18 protein-coding genes are annotated in these 20,626 nt (G+C 69.9%); 5 read left to right on the forward strand and 13 right to left on the reverse strand.

Annotated features, from left to right (window positions below):
• Positions 1-142: 142 nt before the first annotated feature.
• Together AB0M35_RS06595 and AB0M35_RS06600 are read right to left on the reverse strand one after the other, a co-directional pair.
• The gene (locus AB0M35_RS06595; RefSeq protein ID WP_007073996.1) at positions 143-352 is read right to left on the reverse strand and encodes a BldC family transcriptional regulator; all 210 of its coding nucleotides are present in this window, start codon (positions 350-352) and stop codon (positions 143-145) included.
• A gap of 277 nt (positions 353-629) precedes the next feature.
• Complete coding sequence (locus AB0M35_RS06600; RefSeq protein WP_363742363.1) at positions 630-1,469, reverse strand: hypothetical protein; 840 nt, start codon at positions 1,467-1,469, stop codon at positions 630-632.
• Positions 1,470-1,674: 205 nt separating this feature from the next.
• Here AB0M35_RS06600 and AB0M35_RS06605 point away from each other — a divergent pair, with 205 nt between their 5' ends.
• Both AB0M35_RS06605 and AB0M35_RS06610 read left to right on the forward strand, forming a co-directional pair.
• Positions 1,675-2,757, forward strand: a complete 1,083-nt coding sequence (locus AB0M35_RS06605) for a Glu/Leu/Phe/Val dehydrogenase (protein ID WP_363742365.1) — start codon at positions 1,675-1,677, stop codon at positions 2,755-2,757.
• 294 nt (positions 2,758-3,051) lie between these two features.
• Complete coding sequence (locus AB0M35_RS06610) at positions 3,052-3,264, forward strand: DUF3073 domain-containing protein (protein ID WP_363742368.1); 213 nt, start codon at positions 3,052-3,054, stop codon at positions 3,262-3,264.
• A gap of 141 nt (positions 3,265-3,405) precedes the next feature.
• Here AB0M35_RS06610 and amcA read toward each other — a convergent pair whose 3' ends face one another.
• The 5 genes from amcA to AB0M35_RS06635 all read right to left on the reverse strand — a co-directional run bounded on the left by amcA (position 3,406) and on the right by AB0M35_RS06635 (position 8,225).
• Positions 3,406-3,642 (reverse strand): multiple cyclophane-containing RiPP AmcA, encoded by a 237-nt coding sequence (gene amcA, locus AB0M35_RS06615; protein WP_363742370.1) that lies wholly within the window; start codon positions 3,640-3,642, stop codon positions 3,406-3,408.
• Positions 3,611-4,714, reverse strand: coding sequence for a cyclophane-forming radical SAM peptide maturase AmcB (gene amcB, locus AB0M35_RS06620; protein ID WP_363743011.1), 1,104 nt, complete (start codon positions 4,712-4,714; stop codon positions 3,611-3,613). Before amcB ends, amcA begins: the two co-directional genes overlap by 32 nt.
• 169 nt (positions 4,715-4,883) lie before the next feature.
• On the reverse strand, positions 4,884-6,038 hold the full coding sequence (gene purM / locus AB0M35_RS06625) for a phosphoribosylformylglycinamidine cyclo-ligase (RefSeq protein WP_363742372.1): 1,155 nt from the start codon (positions 6,036-6,038) through the stop codon (positions 4,884-4,886).
• Between the two features lie 61 nt (positions 6,039-6,099).
• Complete coding sequence (gene purF, locus AB0M35_RS06630) at positions 6,100-7,701, reverse strand: amidophosphoribosyltransferase (protein WP_363742375.1); 1,602 nt, start codon at positions 7,699-7,701, stop codon at positions 6,100-6,102.
• 161 nt (positions 7,702-7,862) lie between these two features.
• Complete coding sequence (locus AB0M35_RS06635; protein ID WP_363742377.1) at positions 7,863-8,225, reverse strand: sterol carrier family protein; 363 nt, start codon at positions 8,223-8,225, stop codon at positions 7,863-7,865.
• Positions 8,226-8,750: 525 nt separating this feature from the next.
• Here AB0M35_RS06635 and AB0M35_RS06640 point away from each other — a divergent pair.
• Positions 8,751-10,739 (forward strand): carboxypeptidase regulatory-like domain-containing protein, encoded by a 1,989-nt coding sequence (locus AB0M35_RS06640; RefSeq protein ID WP_363742380.1) that lies wholly within the window; start codon positions 8,751-8,753, stop codon positions 10,737-10,739.
• 401 nt (positions 10,740-11,140) lie between these two features.
• Here the strand turns inward: AB0M35_RS06640 and purL are convergent, their stop codons facing one another.
• From purL to purS, 3 genes are all read right to left on the reverse strand, one after another.
• Positions 11,141-13,903 (reverse strand): phosphoribosylformylglycinamidine synthase subunit PurL, encoded by a 2,763-nt coding sequence (purL, locus tag AB0M35_RS06645; RefSeq protein WP_363742383.1) that lies wholly within the window; start codon positions 13,901-13,903, stop codon positions 11,141-11,143.
• A 67-nt stretch (positions 13,904-13,970) separates the two neighbouring features.
• The gene (gene purQ / locus AB0M35_RS06650; protein ID WP_363742386.1) at positions 13,971-14,654 is read right to left on the reverse strand and encodes a phosphoribosylformylglycinamidine synthase subunit PurQ; all 684 of its coding nucleotides are present in this window, start codon (positions 14,652-14,654) and stop codon (positions 13,971-13,973) included.
• Entirely contained in the window at positions 14,651-14,914 is a 264-nt protein-coding gene (gene purS / locus AB0M35_RS06655) for a phosphoribosylformylglycinamidine synthase subunit PurS (protein ID WP_013730868.1), read from the reverse strand. The genes purQ and purS overlap by 4 nt, the downstream gene beginning before the upstream one ends.
• Before the next feature lie 459 nt (positions 14,915-15,373).
• Between purS and AB0M35_RS06660 the strand changes: the two genes are divergently transcribed.
• Together AB0M35_RS06660 and AB0M35_RS06665 are read left to right on the forward strand one after the other, a co-directional pair.
• The gene (locus AB0M35_RS06660; protein ID WP_363742390.1) at positions 15,374-16,054 is read left to right on the forward strand and encodes a DUF1986 domain-containing protein; all 681 of its coding nucleotides are present in this window, start codon (positions 15,374-15,376) and stop codon (positions 16,052-16,054) included.
• 27 nt (positions 16,055-16,081) lie between these two features.
• Positions 16,082-16,645, forward strand: a complete 564-nt coding sequence (locus tag AB0M35_RS06665) for a YbjQ family protein (protein ID WP_363742393.1) — start codon at positions 16,082-16,084, stop codon at positions 16,643-16,645.
• A gap of 206 nt (positions 16,646-16,851) precedes the next feature.
• Here the strand turns inward: AB0M35_RS06665 and purB are convergent, their stop codons facing one another.
• From purB to AB0M35_RS06680, 3 genes are all read right to left on the reverse strand, one after another.
• Positions 16,852-18,276, reverse strand: coding sequence for an adenylosuccinate lyase (purB, locus tag AB0M35_RS06670; protein WP_363742396.1), 1,425 nt, complete (start codon positions 18,274-18,276; stop codon positions 16,852-16,854).
• Positions 18,277-18,360: 84 nt separating this feature from the next.
• Positions 18,361-18,978, reverse strand: a complete 618-nt coding sequence (locus AB0M35_RS06675) for a hypothetical protein (RefSeq protein WP_363742399.1) — start codon at positions 18,976-18,978, stop codon at positions 18,361-18,363.
• Positions 18,979-19,286: 308 nt separating this feature from the next.
• Entirely contained in the window at positions 19,287-20,579 is a 1,293-nt protein-coding gene (locus AB0M35_RS06680; RefSeq protein WP_363742402.1) for an acetyl-CoA C-acetyltransferase, read from the reverse strand.
• Between the last annotated feature and the right edge of the window lie 47 nt (positions 20,580-20,626).

Here is a 20,626-nt window from a genome sequence, read left to right on the forward strand (position 1 = left end):
CTGAACCAGAGGCCGCTGAACCGCCCAAGAGGCCGCTGAGCTCAGGCCGCTGAACCCCAAAGCCGCTGAGCCCGGACATGCTGAAGGGCGGCGGATCGTAGATCCGCCGCCCTTCAGCTCAGCTCTGTTATCTGTCGACCGGTCAGTCCCCTTGGCGCTGCTGCGGAATCTGTCCCTGCAACAGCGCTCTGACCTCCGACTCCCGGTAGCGACGGTGGCCGCCCAAGGTCCGGATGGCGCTCAGTTTGCCAGCCTTCGCCCAACGGGTCACCGTCTTCGGGTCGACACGGAACATCGACGCCACCTCGGCCGGTGTAAGTAGCGGCTCTGGTTCGTGCGTTCGCGATGCCATCGGTCACTCCTCCACATGTATAGACATCGGCCGGGGTCCCGCCGGCCGACGCGTCTCCCATGGTCCGGCTAGTCCCCGATGTCCGACATGGGCCGAACGGCCGAACGTCCCTAGACGGACGGATGAACCATGCCCGATTTATGCGACTATTACACGCCAGAAACTACCTTATTCGGACTCATGATCACGGTTCGTGATGCATCAACTACGAAGGAACCTCAGATTGTGAACTGACATTTTTGGACAATGCCGCATTAGTTGCTTGGACAATGTCGGACTAGTTACACCGCTCCAGAAGTTGCACGGCACGCCACCGAGCGACCAGTTTGTCGTATGCCGCGGAGGCCTCCTCCGCCTCGCCTTGGGACAACCCGGCCAGTCCCGCCGCGACCAGTTCCGGCGAATCGTCGTCCGCCAAGGTCTCGTCCGAGAGCAGGTCGACCAACCCGCCGTAGTCCAACTCGACCACGGATCGCGGGTGGAACTCCTCCAGCCACCGGGCAGCCTCCTCGACCGCCTCGGTGATCGGCGCGTCCCCGACCGACTTGCGCAGTACCGACAATGCCCGTGAGGAGCGACGCCGGGCCTTGGAGATCTCCGTCCGAAACCGCAGTGCCCGGCGCCCCGGCGCGGTGACATGGTGCCGTTCCTCCGCCTCGAACAGCACGAACCAGCGCAGCGGCACACCCCAGGTGGCGATCTGCTCGTGCACCCGCGGCACACCGCGCTCCAGCACCCGGGCTCCGCTGCGCCAGTCCTCCACCACCGCCTTGGCCTGCCCGGCCAGCACCGGCGGGACGAACGCGTCCGCCAGCACCGGCGGAACTCCGTCCCGCGCGCTCAGCGCCGCCTCGGCCACCCGGATCCGCAGGTTCCACGGGCACACCAGCAGCGTCTCGTCGGTCTCCAGGACGTACGCCTCTTCGGGCAGGTCGGGCAGCCGGGTCCAACCGGCGCCCAGCGCCTCGATCACCGAGGTCCGTTGCCGGCCCGGCCCTTCCACCGGCGCCACTGCTCGCCCCTGCTCGACGTAGCGTCGCCAGTACGCCTGGCGGTCCCGGTCGAAGGCGGTCAACGGCTCGTACACGCGCAGGTATGAAGCGAAGAGCGACGGCACGGCGCGATCCTCCCACGAATCGCAAGCCGAGCGTTGCTCGGCGTCATCATGGCTGGCGGACGGCGGGTGCCCGCTGGACGAGACAGCGTGCTGGCGGAAGCAGCCCGAGGTCGACCGATACTAGGCTCGCAGCACCGGCAGCATCCCCGCCGGCGTAGACCAGGTCCGCGTCCCACAAGGGCGCCCGCCGACACAGGAGCCAGTCATGGGCGTATTCGCCAGCACCGACGACCCGGAATCCACCGGTCATGAACAGGTCGTGTTCTGCCAGGACAAGCAGAGCGGCCTGAAGGCGATCATCGGCATCTACTCCACCGCGCTGGGCCCCGCGCTCGGTGGTACCCGCTTCTACCCGTACGCCAGCGAGGAGGCGGCCCTCGCGGACGTCCTCGACCTGTCTCGCGGCATGGCGTACAAGAACGCCCTCGCAGGTCTGGACCTGGGCGGCGGCAAGGCGGTCATCTGGGGTGATCCGGAGCAGATCAAGACCGAGGCGCTGCTGCGCGCGTACGGCCGCTTCGTGGAGTCGCTGAACGGCCGGTACTACACCGCCTGCGACGTCGGCACGTACGTACCGGACATGGACGTGATCGCCCGCGAGACCCGGTACGTCACCGGCCGCAGCGTCGAGCACGGCGGGGCCGGCGACTCCTCGATCCTCACCGCCTGGGGCGTCTTCCAGGGCATGCGGGCGGCGGCCGAGCACGTCTGGGGCGTACCGACGCTGCACGGCAGGCGGGTCGGCGTCGCGGGTCTGGGCAAGGTCGGCAAGTACCTGGTCGGCCACCTGGTCGAAGACGGCGCCGAGGTGGTCGCGACCGACGTCAACCCGCAGGCCCTGGAGTGGGCCCGGACGACCTACCCGCAGGTCTCGCTGATCGATGACGCCTCCGCGCTGGTCGCCGCCGACATCGACGTGTACGCCCCGTGCGCGCTCGGCGGAGCGTTGAACGACGACACGGTGCCGGCGTTGCGCGCGAAGGTGATCGCCGGCGCGGCCAACAACCAGCTCGCCCACTCCGGCGTCGAGAAGCTGCTCGCCGACCGTGGCATCCTCTACGCCCCCGACTACGTGGTGAATGCCGGCGGTGTGATCCAGGTCGCGGACGAGATCGAGGGCTTCGACTTCGATCGGGCCAAGTTGCGCGCCACCCGGATCTACGACACCACTCGGGAGATCCTCCGGCTCGCCGACTCCGATGGCGTGCCTCCAGCGGTGGCGGCCGACCGGCTGGCCGAACGGCGGATGGCTGAGATCGGCCGGCTGCGCGCGATCCATCTGCGCTGACGACTCGCCGTCGAGGGCGGGTCGGTCGGACCCGCCCTCGACGACCGATCCCGGCTAAGCTGAAAATACGACGCATTCGTGAGGTTTCGCCCCGTGTCACGACCGTTCCCGGCATCGCTCCTTACCGGGTACAATGGGTGACGACCGCACGACCGCAACGCGCGGTGGCGGTCGACGGTAACCCGAGGTGCCGAACGGTGGCATCCCCATGTACCGTAAGAGCCACGAGAGATGCCTGACGTCATCGGGGCCCGCCTTCGGGCTGCCCCGCATTCTGTGCGAGGGGGTCGAGCCATGGGGCGCGGCCGTGCTAAGGCCAAGCAGACAAAGGTGGCGCGGGAGTTGAAGTACCACTCCCCGAACACCGACCTCGCCGCCTTGCAGCGAGAACTCGGCGGCGGCGGTAAGTCGGACCGCAACTTCGACGACGACTACAAAGAGTACGTCGACGACGACGAGGACCATGCCGAGGACGACCCGGACAAGTGGGTCCGTCCGACCCGCTGACCCCCGGTCACATCTGAGCACGCGGTAACTCCCCGCGTGCTCACGTATGTGCCCGCTAGGCGGCGTAACACCCGACGATCCAAGGGCCTGCCACGCCCGGAAGTTGCTCCGGCACCGTGGCAGGCCCTTGGTTCAGCCCGGTCAGCGTGGCCGGTTGTTCCAGTTGTAGAACGTCGGGATGTTCTCGAAGTGATTCCAGGCGCAGACCGCGCTGGCGCCGTCGCCACCCGTCACCTCCGCCCGTGACTGTCGCGCGACATCGGCCTCGTGCAGTAACGCGGCGAGCCCGGCTGCGGCCTCCCGCACCCGGGAGACGACCTGGTCGGTCTCCTCTCCTGTCGCTCGCTCAGACTCCCGGTGACTGATGGTTTCGGGCATGCTCCAACACTCCCTCCAGTAGGCGGATCTTGCTGTTGCGGCAGTGCTCGGTCTCCGTACCGTCGAAACGCCCCAGCTCGAAGTACCGGTTCGCCGCGTGGCCCCCGCCACAGAATCCGAAGTAGGGGCAGGACGAACGGCACGCCTCCACCCCGGTCAGGAACTCGCCGACCCAGTTCGTGCGCTCCGCCTCGGCGAGGATCGCGTGCAGTGGGGTGGTGAGCACGTTTCCGCTGCTGAAATCGCCGTAATGCGGGTCGGTGAAGCCGGCGAGCTCGGGCGACAGCACCACCACCGAGCCGTCGTGGGCGATGGTCGGGATCGGGTCGAGCCGACGAGGCAGAAGATCATCGGCAGTGCCGTCCAGCACCGCTGCGGCGTACCGCAGCGACCACTCGACCTCCCGCAGATGAATCTGCGGCTTCCGCCGCCAGGCGGCCACAAGCTCCGCCCAGAACCCGGTCACCACAGCCGGGTCGTGGACATTGTCACGCCTGTTGACTCCCTCGGTCTCCTCGATGTTCACACCGAGCACCTCGCAGCCGAGGTCGAGGCAGTAGTCGTACAACTCCGCCGCCCGGCCAGGTGCCGGGTCGTTCACCACCGCAAGCGCCGAGAACGGCAGGGCGTGCCGGCGTAACGCCGCCACACCACGAACGATCCGGTCGTACGCCGGCCGGCCCGCCCGGGTGACCCGATCACCGTTGCGCTCCCGGGGCCCGTCCACGCTCACGCTCACCCGCACGCGGTGCGTCACGAAGAACTCGCACCACGCGTCGTCGATCAACGTGGCGTTGGTCTGGACGTGATGCTCCACATCCGGGCCGAACGGCGCCATCAGCGCAGCCAACTGCTCCCGACCGGCGGCGAGCGGCTCACCGCCGTGCCAGACCACCGAGAACCGCGCCGACACCGCCCAGGGGTTCACGGAGGCGGCCACCGCCTCCGCCACCGCCACCGGCATCCGCCGGTCAGCGGCCCGAAACGGCAGGTAGCAATAGGCGCAATCGAGGTTGCAGAGCGTGGTGGGCTGCATCACGACGTACGACGGGACGGCGGCCAGGCCGCGCATCCCATGCGATAACCGTCCCCGTGCAGCCATCGCCCTCCTCGAAGCGGTTGAAGGCTGCCGGGCACACCCCGGCAGGGCATGCCCCGCAGCGTTGAGGGTGCCCTTCAGGCTAGGCCGCAATGGCCGCTCGGGTGAAGCCCGGATCAGGTGCTCGGCCGATCAGTTCATCTCACCCGCGGGTGTGCTGACCGACCATCTGCACCTCGCCGGTGCCCTCGATGATCTCGCCCACCTGCCAGGCGTCGACGCCCCGGCCGGTCAGCGTGGCCAGCGCCCGGTCGGCGTCCTCGGCCGAGACGATCGCGAACATGCCGACGCCCATGTTGAAGGTCGCCTCCATCTCCGGGTCCTCGATCCGGCCCTTGGACTGGATCAGGTCGAAGATCGGCTGCGGCCGCCACGTCGAGCGGTTGACCACCGCGTCCACGTTCTCGGGCAGAACCCGCACCAGGTTGCCGGGGATGCCGCCACCGGTGACATGCGCCAACGCCCGCACCTCGGCCTCGGCGATCAGCTTGAGGCAGTCCTGGGCGTAGATCTTGGTGGGGGTGAGCAGTTCCTCGCCGAGCGTGCGCTGCCGGCCGAAGTCGTCGATCACCACGTCCAGCCGCATCCGCCCCGCGCCGAGCAGCACGTGCCGGACCAGCGAGTATCCGTTCGAGTGCAGACCGGACGAGCGCATGGCGATCACCACGTCGCCCACCTCGACCCGCTCCGGGCTGAGGATCTCGCTCTCCTCCACCACGCCGACGCCGGTGGCGGAGATGTCGTACTCGTCCGGGCGCAAAACGCCCGGGTGCTCGGCGGTCTCGCCGCCGAGCAGCGCGCAGCCCGCGTATCGGCAGCCGTCGGCGATACCGGCGCCGATCTCGGCGACCTTGTCCGGTACGACCTCGCCGGTGGCGATGTAGTCCAGCAGGAACAGCGGCTCCGCGCCGCAGGCGACGAGGTCGTCGACGACCATCGCGACCAGGTCGATGCCGACCGTGTCGTGGATGTTCATCTGCTGGGCGATCACCAGCTTCGTACCGACACCGTCGGTGGACGACGCCAGGATCGGGTTCTTGTACTTCGTGGTGTCCAGCCGGAACAGGCCGGCGAAGCCACCGAGGTCGCCCATCACCTCCGGCCGACGCGTCTGCTTCACCTTGGACTTCAGCAGCTCGACGGCGCGGTCACCCGCCTCGATCGACACGCCGGCGTCCGCGTACGAGACCGAACGTTTGCGAGCCTGGCGGCCGGTGCCGGCAGTCCAGGGCTGGCGGTCGCCGCCAGCGCCGGTCGGGCTGCTTCCTGCGCCGCTGCGCTCGGACACGTGCGTCACGGTTCTCCCCTTTGTGGTTCTCGGCTGCTGGTCGACGGTGACCGACCGCAACCGGGCGATGCTACGGGCGGTTTGTGGTCGCCGACATCTTCAGCTCGGAGCGCGAGGTGCGGCGCGCCGAGCTGAGATCGTCGTCGGCCCCCGCAGCGGCGACGAGCGGAGGGACGAGCTGCTCGGTGGAATCACCGTCGTCCGAGTTGTGGGCAACCCGACGGCCGATTCCTTCGAGAACGTGCTTACCGATCAGGTTGCCGACGGGAAGCTCGATCGGATACTCCCCGTCGAAACACGCCCGGCACAGGCGGGTCTTCGGTTGCTCGGTCGCGGCGATCAGACCGGGCAGCGAGACGTAGCCCAGCGTGTCAGCACCGATGGAGCGTCGGATGCCGTCGTTGTCGAGGCCGTTGGCGAGCAGCTCGGCCCGGGTGGCGAAGTCGATGCCGTAGAAACACGGCCAGGACACCGGCGGTGAGGAGATGCGTACGTGCACCTCCAGCGCGCCGGCCTCGCGGAGCATCCGGACGATCGCACGCTGGGTGTTGCCCCGGACGATGGAGTCGTCCACCACGACCAGGCGCTTGCCCCGTACGTTCTGCCGCAGCGGGTTGAGCTTGAGTCGGATGCCCAGCTGACGCAGGGTCTGCGACGGCTGGATGAAGGTGCGCCCCACGTACGGGTTCTTCATCAGGCCGGCGCCGTAGGTGATGCCGGACTCCTCGGCGTAACCGATCGCCGCCGGGGTGCCCGACTCCGGGACCGGGATGACCAGATCGGCCTCGACCGGGTGTTCCCTGGCCAACTGGCGGCCGATCTGCACCCGTGCCGCGTGCACGTTGCGGCCGGCGATGGTGGCGTCCGGACGGGCGATGTAGACGTACTCGAAAAGGCAGCCCTTGGGCTCGGGCGCGGCGAACCGGGTGGACCGCAGCCCTTCGGCGTCGATCGCGATCAGCTCGCCGGGCTCGACCTCACGGACCACGCTGGCACCCACGATGTCCAGCGCCGCCGTCTCGCTGGCCACCACCCAGCCCCGCTCCAACCGGCCGAGCACCAGCGGGCGTACCCCGTGCGGGTCCCGCGCGGCGTAGAGGGTGGTCTCGTCCATGAAGACGAAGCTGAACGCGCCCCGCAGCTGCGGCAGTACCTCCAGGGCGGCAGCCTCGACGGAAAGATCCGGGCGGCCCGCCAGCAGCGTGGTCACCAGCGAGGTGTCGTTGGTCGAACCGTCCGTGGTCAGGCCGCGCTCGGTCACCTCGCGCTGCAACTCGGCGGTGTTGACCAGGTTGCCGTTGTGCGCCAGCGCGATGGTCGTGCCGGAACTGGTGGCACGGATCGTCGGCTGGGCGTTCTCCCAGGTCGATCCGCCGGTGGTCGAGTATCGGGTGTGCCCGATCGCGACGTGGCCGCGCAGGCTGGCCAGCGTCGGCTCGTCGAAGACCTGGGCCACCAGGCCAAGATCCTTGTAGACCACCACGCCGGAGCCGTCACTGACCGCTATCCCGGCCGCCTCCTGCCCCCGGTGCTGCAACGCGTACAGCCCGAAGTAGGTCAGGTTGGCGACCTCTTCCTCCGGCGCCCAGACACCGAAGACGCCACATGCGTCCTGCGGGCCTGGTCGTTGGGGATCAAGGTCGTGGCTCAGCCGGCCGTCGCCTCGGGGCACCTGCCGCTCCCTCTTGCTGGTCTGGACTGGCCTCGCGGAGCCAAAGGGCCTGCTCCGCGCTGATCGGCCGGGACCACACTGTCGTCGCCTGACAGTGTACGCGAATCCAAGTCGCCACATACAGTCACATTGTCACCGCTTTACGTCAGCAGAAACATGCGTCACTCCAGTTCGAGGGGCAGGTACGGGGAGAGGTCGGCCCGGCCTCCGCTCGCTCGTACGCGACCCTCCGTGACCGCCTGGGTCCAAACGAGTCGCCCGGTAGCCACCGCGAGCCAGGTTTCCGGATCCATCTCGACCGTGTTCGGCGGCGTACCGCGGGTGTGTCGCGGCCCCGGAACACACTGAACTGCACCGTAAGGTGGGACACGCACCTCCACCGATCGGCCGGGAGCACGGTCCGCGAGGGTGGTCAACAAGGCCCTGACCGCCGCACGGAAGACCGTCCGTTCGGGTGTGCGGCCCTCATCGAGCGCCGCCATCGCCGCCGTGACAGCGGCGGACTTAATGTACGGAGAGGACACACCGGGACGATACGGCCTCGCCGCGCCGCGCATCACGCTGGCCCTGGGTCGCGCCGATCCGCCCCGGCAAGGCATAGTTGCCGACGGCGTATTCGTACCGTGATGTTCCCGGCCCGGCACCCCGCCGGCCACGGAAGGTCAGTCCGGAAGGCGGTGGACGTGTCAACACACCGACGAGCCTGGCAAACGCGGGCCGGTGTGGTTGTGGCGCTGATCGTGGGTGCCCTGCTCGCGGTCCCCGCCACACCCGCCCTCGCCGCCCCCAGCGTCAATAACGTCTCGGCATCTCCGAGCGCTGTTGAAGCGGGTAAGACCACCACCGTGAGTTACTCGCTGAGCTTCGGTGACGACGCAGTCCCGGTGGACATCACCGTCAGTTCGAACAACGGAAAACTAAGGTGCGTCGACGGCTGCGAGCGCAGGCGCGTTGATGCAGCTGGCACTCTCCAAGCCTCCTTCCAACTCGCAAATGACGCCTCCAACGGGTCAGCCACGATCACCGTCAAAGCCGTTGAGTCTCAGGGTGTGATTCGTCGGGATGCCGAGGCCTCGACGAACGTGACGATGGTCGCTGCTCCCCCGCCGCCGACCACTCAGGCGCCGCAGACGGTTCGGTCGATTTCCGGCAAGGTGGTCAACCCTGCCGGTGACGGGGTGTCGAACGCGTACGTGCTGATCAAGGACAGCGCCGGCAAGCAGCACGAGACGAACACCAACTCCGACGGCAACTTCCGCTTCACCGGCACCACCGACCGGCCCATCGCACCCGGCCGGATCGACCTCGGCGCGAGCGCGAACGGCATCCGGGAGGTCGTCAGCTTCACGGCGAACGCGGGTCAGAGCGTCACCGGGCAGCGAATCACCCTGGCCATCCAGGCGTCGAACAGCCCGACTCCCACCCCCACCGCCAGTGAGTCGGCGGTGCCGACGGAGGACCCGTTCGACGACGAGCTCGCCGAGGATGAGGAGACGCCCGGCGAGCCTGCGGCACCCCCGGCGCAGGCCAACAACGAGGACTCCGGCGGCTTCGGCAACTGGCTGTTGGTCCTGCTCGGCGGTCTCTTCGTGGCAGTCGGTGTCGGCACGATCGTGCTGCTCTGGATGAAGCGCAAGGAGAACGACGACACCGAGGTGGACGGGGACGCGCCCGCCGCTGCCCCCGCCGGCGCGGTTCCGGCGGCACGGGGCTCCTTCGTCAGCGCGGACGACCAGACCCGCGTGGTCAACCGGGTCGGCAACACGCCTGACCCGACCATGGTCGGCGGTGCCCCGATGAGTAACGCGCCGACGATGATGCACCAGCCGGTCGTCGACGATGTCCCCCCGGACCCGTACGGCGCGCCCGCACAGCCCTATGGTGCTGCGCCCGGCGCCGGGCAGGCCTGGTCCGGCGGCGGCTACGGCGACGAGCCCGGCGGCTACGGCGCAGCCGGATACGGCAACGCCCCGTCTTCCGGCAGCGGCTACGGCAATGCTCCGTCTTCCGGCAGCGGCTACGGCAATGCTCCGTCTTCCGGCAGCGGTTACGGCAACAGCCCCTCGTCGGGTGCTGGCTACGGTGGCCGTGACTACGGCGCCGGCAGTGCCGGGGCCGACTACCCGCCGGCTGGCGGTGCCGCCGGCTACGGCGAGCGGTACGACGAGCCGACCGGTCGCTACAGCGGTGAGGAAACCCGCTACCCGGCGCCCGCTGACCCGTACGCGACCGGGGTGTACCAGCCCGAGGCGGGCCAGGGTTACGGCCAGGGCGAACCCGCTGGCTACGGCCGGGGTGAACCCGGTGGCGGTTACGGTCAGAGCGACCCGACCGGCGGCTACGGCAGCGCACCCGCTGGCGGGTACGGCCAGGCCGAGCAGCCCGGCGGCTACGGCCAGGGCGGCTCGACCGGCGGCTACGGATCGGGTGATCGGGATTACAGCCGGGGCGAGCCGACCGGCGGCTACGGCAGCGCAGCCACTGGTGGGTACGGGCAGAGCGAGTCTGCCGGTGGGTACGGGCAGGGCGCGTCAGCCGGCGGATACTCGCCGAGCGCACCAGCCGGTGGCTACGGCCAGGCTGAGCCGACCGGCGGCTACGGCCGGACCGAGCCCGCTGGCGGCTACGGCCAGAGCGAACCGACTGGCGGCTACAGCCGAAGCGAGCCGGCGGACGGCTACCCCCCACCGGCCGGTGGGTACGGACAGCCGGCTGGCAGCTACGGCCAGGGCGGCTACGACGATCCCGGCCGCTACGGCCAGAGCGGCTACGGCCAGGGCAGCGGCTACGGCCAGGAGCCCACGCAGCAGGGCGGCGGCTACGGCCAGGAGCCCACGCCGCAGCGCGGCGGCTACGACAGTGGTGGCTACGACCAGGGCGGGTACGGCCAGGAGCCGCCACGCCAGCGCGGGGGTTACGAGAACAGCTATGAGCAGGGCGGTGGCTACGGCGGCGACCCGGCACAGGCTGGTCGTGGCCGACCGGACTCAGGCCCGGCGGAGCGCGGTGGACGCCGACTCGACTGGCTGGACGACTGAGCGAACCCTCGCACGCTGCGGGTGGTCACCCGTCTGCCGGACGGGCGGGCCACCCGTCTGCCGTCCTCGTCGGCGACCCGGATGGCGCCACCTTCCGTGAGGCGACGCTGCCGTGCTCCGTCACGCGGGTGTGAAACGCCCTGCCGTAGCAGCGGGACCACGGCCGAGGTGTCGACACACGTACCCCTGGCCCAGCAGCCAGCGCCCGACGGCGCGGGCGTTACGCAGGTTGGCCGCGACCACCGGTAGGCCGGTGGCGCTGGCTCGGCGGTGGTGGTGAACGACAGCACGTCCACCACCACCAGCACCGCGTAGACCCGGCCGAGTTCGGCCGCCCCTGCGAGGCCCAGTCGAACCCGGGCCCGCTACCGGATCGGGCGAATATCGACCCGGTCAACGCCTCAGCGCTCGTCGGACGGCGGTTGCGTCCCCGGCGCGTCGGTGGTTGCGGCGTCCTGCGCCACCGGCGCGTCGTCGGCTGCCTCGACCGGCTGCGGACTCTCCGGCTGACGGACCGGCGGTGCCGCCCGCTCAGCCGGCCGGTCGCCCTCGCCGGCGGACGGCTCGACGCCCTCCGCCACGGGTACGGACGCCTCCGTGAGCGGCTCGGCCTGCTCAACCGACGGCACCGACACACTCGCCTGGTCACCCTCGGTCGGCGCCGCGACGTCACCCGCCGGTGCGGCCTCGACCACGTTGCCCGGCGCCGTCGACTCGACGGTCGGCTCGAACGGCTGAACGCCACCGAACAGGGCCGGCAGCGTGGCGCTGTGCGCCTCGCGCAGCTCGTCCAGGCCGATCCGGAACTGGCCGTGCACCTCCAGCGCTCCGCCCGAAGGATCGGTGACCCCGATCAGCTCCCACGGCACGCCATGCTCGGCGCAGAGCGCGGTGAACGCCTTCTCGTGGCCGCGTGGCACCGAGACCAGCACCCGACCAGCAGACTCGCTGAACAGGAAGACGAAGGGCATCGAGTTGCCCTCGAAACGCTCCGGCACCGCGACCCTGGCACCGACGCCGTACCGCAGGCAGGACTCCACCAGGCTCTGCGCGAGCCCGCCGTCGGAAAGATCGTGCGCCGAGCTGAGGTGGCCCACCCGCGCGGCGTCGGCCAGCAGCGCGCCGAGCTGCTTCTCGCGAGCCAGGTCGACGTGCGGGGGTACGCCACCGAGGTGCTGGTGGGTCACCCAGGCCCATTCCGAACCGGAAAGCTCCACGTGCGTCTCGCCGAGCAGGAAGAGCTGGTCGTGGTCGCCACTGGGCCGCGGGACGAAACCCGTCGCCACCCGGTCGGCCACGTTCTCCAGTACGCCGAGCACACCGACGACCGGCGTCGGGTGGATCGCCGCCGCCCCGGTCTGGTTGTAGAAGCTGACGTTTCCGCCGGTCACCGGGATGCCCAGCTCGGCGCAGCCGTCGGCCAGACCGCGTACCGCCTCGGCGAACTGCCACATCACGCCCGGGTCCTCGGGGGAACCGAAGTTCAGGCAGTCGGTGACCGCGATCGGCGTCGCCCCGGTGACGACCACGTTCCGGTACGCCTCGGCCAGCGCCAGCTTGGCGCCGTGGTACGGGTCGAGGCGGGCGTACCGGCCGTTGCCGTCGACCGACAGCGCCACGCCCAGGCCGGTCCGCTCGTCGATCCGGATCACGCCGGAGTCCTCCGGCTGGGCGAGCACGGTGTTGCCCAGCACGTAGCGGTCGTACTGCTCGGTGACCCAGGTCTTGTCGCACAGGTTCGGCGAGGCGATCATGCGCAGCACGGTCTCGCGCAGCGCGTCCGGGTCGGCGGGCCGGGGCAGCGTCTCGGCCCGGTCGGCCTGCAGCAGGATCAGGTCCGCCGGCTCACGCATCGGGCGGGCGTAGACCGGCCCGTCGTCCACCAGCGAGCCCGGCGGTACGTCGACCACCAGGTGATCCCGCCAGGTGATCAGCAGCCGGCCCGGCTGGCCGTCCGGCTCGGGCGGAGTGACCTCACCGATCGCGGTGGCCAGCACGCCCCACTTCTCGCAGGTCTTGAGGACGGTTTCGAGCTTGGCCGGCTCGACGACCAGCAGCATCCGCTCCTGCGACTCGCTGGCCAGGATCTCGTGCGGGTCCATCGACGGCTCGCGCAGCGGCACCCGCTCCAGCCAGACCCGCATGCCGGTGCCGGCCGCCGCGGCGGTCTCGGTGAGCGCGCAGGTGAGCCCGGCACCGCCGAGGTCCTGGATGCCGGCGACCAGCTCGGCGTCGTACAGCTCCAGACAGGCCTCGATCAGCAGCTTCTCGATGAACGGGTCACCGACCTGCACGGACGGGCGACGCTGCTCGCTGCCCTCGGTGAAGGTCGCGCTGGCCAGCACCGACACGCCGCCGATGCCGTCCCGCCCGGTCTTGGCGCCCATCAGCACCACGACGTTGCCGGGGCCGACGGCGGCCTTGTTCTGCAACCGACTCACCGGCAGTACGCCGAGGCAGAGCGCGTTGACGAGGGGGTTGCCCTGGTAGCAGGGGTCGAAGACCACCTCGCCACCGATGTTGGGCAGGCCGAGGCAGTTGCCGTACCCGCCGACCCCGGCGACCACGCCGGGCAGCACCCGGGCGGTGTCGGGGTGGTCGGCGGCACCGAAGCGCAGCGGGTCCATCACGGCCACCGGGCGGGCGCCCATGGCGAGGATGTCGCGGACGATGCCGCCGACGCCGGTCGCCGCGCCCTGGTACGGCTCGACGAAGCTCGGGTGGTTGTGCGACTCGACCTTGAAGGTGACGGCCAACTCGTCGGAGACCCGCACCACACCGGCGTTCTCTCCGATGCCGGCGAGCAGCCGGTCACTCGGCGGGGCCTTCTCACCGAACTGGCGCAGGTGCACCTTGCTCGACTTGTAGGAGCAGTGCTCGCTCCACATGATCGAGTACATCGCCAACTCGGCCTGGGTCGGCCGACGGCCCAGGATGTGCCGGATGCGGTCGTACTCGTCGTCCCGGAGCCCCAGTTCGGCGTACGGCTGGAGTTCCTCCGGGGTGCCCTCGGCGCGCGGCACGGTGTCCACACTGTCGGCCCAGCCGGCCTGCCCGGAGTCGTGCCGGGCCGGCGCGGCGGCCGGATGTGGCTGGACCGGCTGTGCCGGCGCGGCCGGGACTGCCTCCGGTGTGTCCCGTACCGGGTCCGGATGCGTAGTCATGACCTCTCCTCGTTGCGCTCGCCGCCGTACCGGCGGGTGAGCCGACCGATGATCCCGACGCGGACGGTCACGCCGGCGCCCCCACCAGGTGCTTGAGCACCGAGGTGAAGAAGCCGAGGCCGTCGAGGGAGGGGCCGGTGAGCGCCTCCACCGCGTGCTCGGGATGCGGCATGATGCCGACCACGTTGCCGGCCGGGTTGGTGATGGCCGCGATGTCCCGCTGCGACCCGTTCGGGTTGACACCGACATACCGGGCGACGATCCGGCCCTCGGCTTCGAGTGCGTCCAGCGTCGCGGTGTCGGCGACGTAGCAACCCTCGCCGTTCTTGACCGGGATCAGCACCTCCTGCCCTGGCTGGAAGGCGTTCGTCCAGGCGGTGCCGGTCGACTCGATGCGCAGGATCTGGTCGCGGTTGCGGAAGTGCAGGTGCTGGTTGCGGGTGAGCGCACCCGGCAGCAGGTGGGCCTCACAGAGGATCTGGAAGCCGTTGCAGATGCCGAGCACGGGCAGGCCACCGGCGGCGGCGACGACGATCGTCTCCATCACCGGGGCAAACCGGGCGATGGCCCCGCAACGCAGGTAGTCACCGTAGGAGAAACCACCGGGCAGGACGACCGCGTCCACCCCGTGCAGTTCCGGGTCGCCGTGCCAGAGGCGGACCGGCTGGGCGCCGGCGATCCGGACAGCTCGAGCGGCGTCCCCGTCGTCGAGCGAGCCGGGGAAGGTCACCACACCGACCCGCGCGGTCACGACCGGGCTTCCGCGGGCTCGTCGGCCTCGACCAGGTGGACGGTGAAGTCCTCGATGACCGGGTTGGCGAGCAGTTTGTCGGCGATCTCCCGGGCCCGGTCCAGGTCCGGTTCACCGGTGAAGTCGATCTCGATCCGCCTGCCGATCCGTACCGAGGCGACATCGTTGACGCCGAGCCGGGGCAGCGCGTTTGCGACGGCCTGGCCCTGCGGATCGAGGATCTCGGGCTTGAGCATGACGTCGACGACGACGCGAGGCACTGGGCACTCCTGACTGTGTACGCAGTTGGGTGCCGACCCACAACGGGCGAGCGCAGCCAGCCTACCTGGCAGATATCGCACCGGACGCACCGGTGGGAGGGCGTCGGGGCAGCGCTGACGGCTACCCGCCGGGCCCTTTCGGGAACGATACGGGTTCGTTGCCGTCCCGATACGGCATCGTTGCCCGATCTACCGGCGGGTCGCGTAACGCACCGGTCCGGGACGGTTCGACAGAGCGTGGTCGAAAGGCGGACATCGGGGCACGGCCAGTGCGGCATCGGGAAATCCGACTGTTACATCACCTTGTTTCAATGAACCTCTTGTGAAACACCTCACCCGGCCCTACGGTACATCGTCAGACGTCGATTTATCGCCGTCGTGGCGACGAGCCACCCCCTGCCCGTCGCCGCAGGTCGACCCGGCAACCCGGGTCCCGCGAACCCCGAAGGAGCCCTACCGATGCGCATCCGATCCCTGATCGCGGTCCTCGCCACAGCCCTGGCCGGCGTGCTCGGCGCCAGCTCCGGCGCCGTCGCCGCGCCCGTCGGCCCGTACATCATCGGCGGCGGAACCGTCTCCTCCGCGCCGTGGGCGGCGGCGGTGTTCAGCAACGGCTCGTTCACCTGCTCCGGCACGATCATCGCCCCGCAATGGGTGCTCACCGCGCGGCACTGCCTCGGCGGCACCATGTCCGTGCGGGTGGGCAGCGTCTACTACGGCTCCGGCGGCGTCACCCGCACCGTCAGCGCCACCTACGGCCGCTACGACCTGGCCCTGATGCGCCTGTCCAGCTCGGTGAGCACCAGCTACGTCACGCTGGCCAACAGCAACCCGCCGCTCAACTCGACCAACACGATCTTCGGCTGGGGCATGACCTGCTACAGCGGCTGCTCCGCCTCGCCCCAGCTCAAGACCGCGTCGGTCCGGGTGACCAGCAACAGCGCCACCGACGCGTACGGCGGGCAGGCGATCCGGAGCTCCCGGATCAACGGCAACGCCTGGCGGGGTGACTCGGGCGGCCCGCAGTTCTACAACGGCGCACAGGTCGGGGTCGCCTCCACCGCCGACGGCCAGAGCATCCAGAACTACGGCAGTGTCGCGTTCAACCGGGCCTGGATCACCTCGGTGGCCGGTGTCTGACCGAAAGCGTCCGATGCGGCGCGGAAGGTGGGCTACGCGCCCGCCGTCCGCGCCGCGCTGTTTTTCAGCATCCGAGCAGGTGAACACGGCTCACGTTGTCCGGCGCCGGCGCCTGCAAGCATCGAAAACGTGCTGGTCGTGACGACGGATCAACTTCCCGGCTACGAGATCCGCCAGATCCTCGGCGAGGTGGTCTCCTCCATGGCCAGGACTCGCAACCCGTACCGCGAGGGCGTGAAGAACCTACGCGGCGGCGCGTACGACCCGATGGCGCCCGACAACCTCACCCGGTGGCGTACCGACTCGGTGGCCCGACTCGGCGAGGAGGCCCGCCGGCTCGGCGCGAACGCCGTGGTGGGGATGCGGTTCGACAGCCGCGACTGCGGCGAGATGTGGATGGAGATCTGCGCCTACGGCACCGCCGTCATCGTGGCACCCAAGGTCCCCGACGTCATGCCCCCCGACCAGCCCCTGATCGCCGCCGAGACCGCCAACGACCCGGCCTTCGCCGACACCCCCGGCGGCATCGCCGAACCCGCCAGCGCCCCCAACCTCCGCACCGCCCCCGAAACCCCCACCCGCGACGGCTAACCCGCCCCGCCCCGCCCCCGCCCCGGCGATCTTGCACTTTTGGTCGCCCTTATGCGCACTTTAGGACTTTATGTCCTGACCAAAAGTGCAAGATCGACGCGTGCAAGGGCGGCCCGCGCAACAACGGCCCACGCAAGGGCGAGGCACGCGAGGGTGGCGGGATTGACGGAGGGTGTGAGGGAGGAGAGGCGTGGGGGTGGTTAGGGCTAGAGGATGGGGGGTGGGGCGTAGGTGGCGGCTTGGGGGTGGGACTCGACGATCTTGGAGATACGGGTGGTCACCGCCTGGATCTGGGCGGGGGCGGCGCCGACGAAGGCGGCCCGGTCGGCTACCAGGGCGTCGATCTCGGGGCGGGTGAGACCGAGTCGGGAGTCGGCGGCGAGGCGGGCGAAGAGGTCGTTGTCGGGGCTGCCCTGCTCGCGCATGGCCAGCGCCACGGCGACGGCGTGTTCCTTGATCGCCTCGTGGGCGGTCTCCCGGCCGACGCCCCGTCGGACGGCCGCCACCAGAATCTTGGTGGTGGCCAGGAACGGCAGGAAGCGCTCCAACTCCCGGTTGATCACCGCCGGGTACGCGCCGAACTCGTCCAGCACGGTGAGGAAGGTCTGGAACAGCCCGTCGGCGGCGAAGAAGGCGTCGGGCAGGGCCACCCGACGGACCACCGAGCAGGAGACGTCGCCCTCGTTCCACTGGTCGCCGGCCAGCTCACCGACCATCGACAGGTAACCCCGGATGATCACCGCGAAGCCGTTCACCCGCTCCGACGAGCGGGTGTTCATCTTGTGCGGCATCGCGCTGGAGCCGACCTGGCCCGGCTTGAAGCCCTCGGTGGCCAACTCCTGGCCGACCATCAGCCGGATCGTGGTGGCCAGTGACGAGGGTGCCGACGCCACCTGCGCCAGCGCGGAGATCACCGCCAGGTCGATCGAGCGCGGGTAGACCTGCCCGACGCTGTCCAGCACCCGGCTGAAGCCCAGGTGCTCGGCGACCCGTCGCTCCAACTCGGCCACCTTGTCGGCGTCACCGTCCAGCAGGTCCAACTGGTCGGCGGCGGTGCCCACCGGGCCCTTGATGCCCCGCAGCGGGTACCACGAGATCAGATCCGTCAGCCGCTCGTACGCGATGATCAGTTCCTCGGCCGCCGACGCGAAGCGCTTGCCCAGCGTGGTGGCCTGCGCCGCGACGTTGTGCGACCGCCCGGCCATCACCACGTCGGAGTACTCGTGAGCGTGCCAGGCCAGCCGGGCCAGGGTCGCCACCACCCGATCCCGGATCAGCTCCAACGACCGGCGTACCTGGAGCTGCTCGACGTTCTCGGTGAGGTCCCGAGAGGTCATCCCCTTGTGCACGTGCTCGTGCCCGGCGAGAGCGTTGAACTCCTCGATCCGCGCCTTGACGTCGTGGCGGGTCACCCGCTCCCGCGCCGCGATCGAGTCCAGGTCGACGTCGTCCAGCACCCGCTCGTACGCCTCGACCACGCCGTCGGGCACCGACACGCCGAGATCCCGCTGGGCGCGGAGTACGGCGAGCCAGAGCCGCCGCTCCAGCCGGATCTTCTCCTCCGGGGACCAGAGGGCGACCAGTTCGGGCGAGGCGTAGCGGTTGGCGAGCACGTTCGGGATCGTCGTCACCCCGTCATTCTCGCCGTATCGCCACCCTGTCCTCTCGCCGGGTACGGCCCGCCAGCACCCGCCCGGTCGACCCGATGGCCCAGGTCACACCTCCGCCACCTCGTGCACGGTCGCGGTCACCACCAGGGTCTTCGTCTGCTTGCCGTGGGAGTTCTGCACGGTCAGCAGATAGGTGTGCCGTTGCACGTCACCACCGGCTCCCGAGCAGGGGAAGCTCAGGGTTTCGCTGCCGGTGGGCGGGTAGTTGTCGGCGTACACGCCCTGTCCGTCGACGGAGAGGGCGACGGAGTCGACGTTGCTGGTCTTCCACTCCAGGACGACCGGCGTGCCGGGGATCGGGTTGACGGTCGTCCCGGCCGGGCAGGACGGCTTCTGGGCAACCCGGAAGTAGGTGATGGTCGGCCCGGTGCTCGACTTCGTACCGGGCTGTCCCCCGCCGGTCGAACCACCCCCGGTCGAGTTCCCGGTGGAGCCGCCCGTCGAGTTGCCGGTGGAGCCGCCCGTCGAACCACTGCCCGTCGAACCACTGCCGGTCGAGCCAACCTCGGGAGTGACAACTGCGGTGGCCTCGGTGGTTGCCGGGGCGTCGGTTGCCGCAGTTGAGGCTGACTCCGGGCGGGCGTCGGTGGACGTGCAGCCGCTGACCACAAGCGCAGCAGTCAGGGCGACGATGGTCGTACGAAGCAGGGCTGGACCAGACATGGCCACTCCTTGGTAGCGCGCCGCCGGTGGCTCCGGGCGCAGACTGCGGTCCACAGTAGAGACGGCTGGCAATACCTCCCGACCACGGCAGTCATTGCATCCCTTACCCACTGTCGGCCGTCAGATTGACCAACTCCGTTCCGGCGGAATGGTGGCCTTCTGGTCGCCGGGATACCGCCGTTGCGCCGTAACGGCGCGACCGGTCCGCCGGTGCGCGTGTGACGCCGTCCGGCAGTAACCGAGCCGGGCGACGACGATGGTCCGACCGGATCAGCGGCGGGTTGAGGCGGCTCGCCGCCCCTGGACGGTCAGCGCTCCAGAATGGCGGTCACGCCCTGGCCGCCAGCGGCGCAGATCGAGATGAGCCCTCGACCACTGCCCTTCTGCGCGAGCAGTTTGGCCAGGGTGGCGACGATCCGCCCGCCGGTCGCGGCGAACGGATGCCCGGCGGCCAACGACGAACCGTTCACGTTGAGCTTGTCGGTGTCGATCGCACCGAGCGGGGCGTCCAGGCCGAGCTTGTCCTTGCAGAACTCCGGCGACTCCCAGGCCGCGAGGGTGGCCAGCACCTGGGAGGCGAACGCCTCGTGGATCTCGTAGTAGTCGAAGTCCTGAAGGGTCAGGCCGGCTCGGGCGAGCAGCCGGGGCACCGCGTACGTGGGTGCCATCAGCAGGCCCTCGTCACCGTGGACGAAGTCCACCGCGGCCGTCTCCGACCAGGAGAACCAGGCCAGCACCGGCAGGTTGTGCTCGGCGGCCCACTGCTCGCTGGCCAGCAGCACGGTGGACGCACCGTCGGTCAGCGGTGAAGAGTTGCCGGCGGTCATGGTGGCCCGCTCGGCGTCCGGGCCCTTGGCGCCGAAGACCGGCTTGAGCGTGCCGAGCTTCTCCAGAGTGGTGTCGGCGCGGAGGTTCTGGTCGCGGGTGAGCCCCAGGTAGGGGGTCATCAGGTCGTCGAAGAACCCCCGGTCGTACGCGGCGGCGAGCCGCTGGTGCGAGCGCAGCGCCAACTCGTCCTGCGCCTGCCGGTCGACGTTCCAGCGCAGCGCCGTCTGTGCGGCATGCTCGCCCATGGACAGGCCGGTACGCGGCTCGGCGTTGCGCGGGATCTCCGGCTTGAACGGTTGGCCCGGACGCAGCTTCGCGGCGATCTTCAGGCGCTCGCCGAGGGTACGGGCGGAGTTGAGTTGGAGCAGGGTGCGGCGCAGGTCCTCGTTGATCGCGAGCGGGGCGTCGGAGGTGGTGTCGACGCCACCGGCGATGCCCACCTCGATCTGCCCGAGGGCGATCTTGTTGGCGACCAGGATGGCGGCTTCCAGGCCGGTGCCGCAGGCCTGCTGGATGTCGTACGCCGGGGTGCGCGGGTCGAGCTTCGAGCCGAGCACCACCTCGCGGGTGAGGTTGAAGTCCTTGGAATGCTTCAGCACCGCCCCGGCAACCACCTCACCGACCTGCTGTCCGGCCAGGCCGAATCGGGCGATCAGGCCGTCCAGCGCGGCGCCGAGCATGTCGGAGTTGCTGGCGCTGGCGTAGCGGGAGTTGGAGCGGGCGAAGGGGATGCGGTTGCCGCCGATCACCGCGACCCGTCGAACGTTCTGCACGATCCGCCTCCTCGAAAGTGTTGCCCGCACCTTACTCACCAGTAGGC

Source organism: Micromonospora sp. NPDC051196 (genome assembly GCF_040682415.1).
GTDB lineage: Bacteria > Actinomycetota > Actinomycetes > Mycobacteriales > Micromonosporaceae > Micromonospora.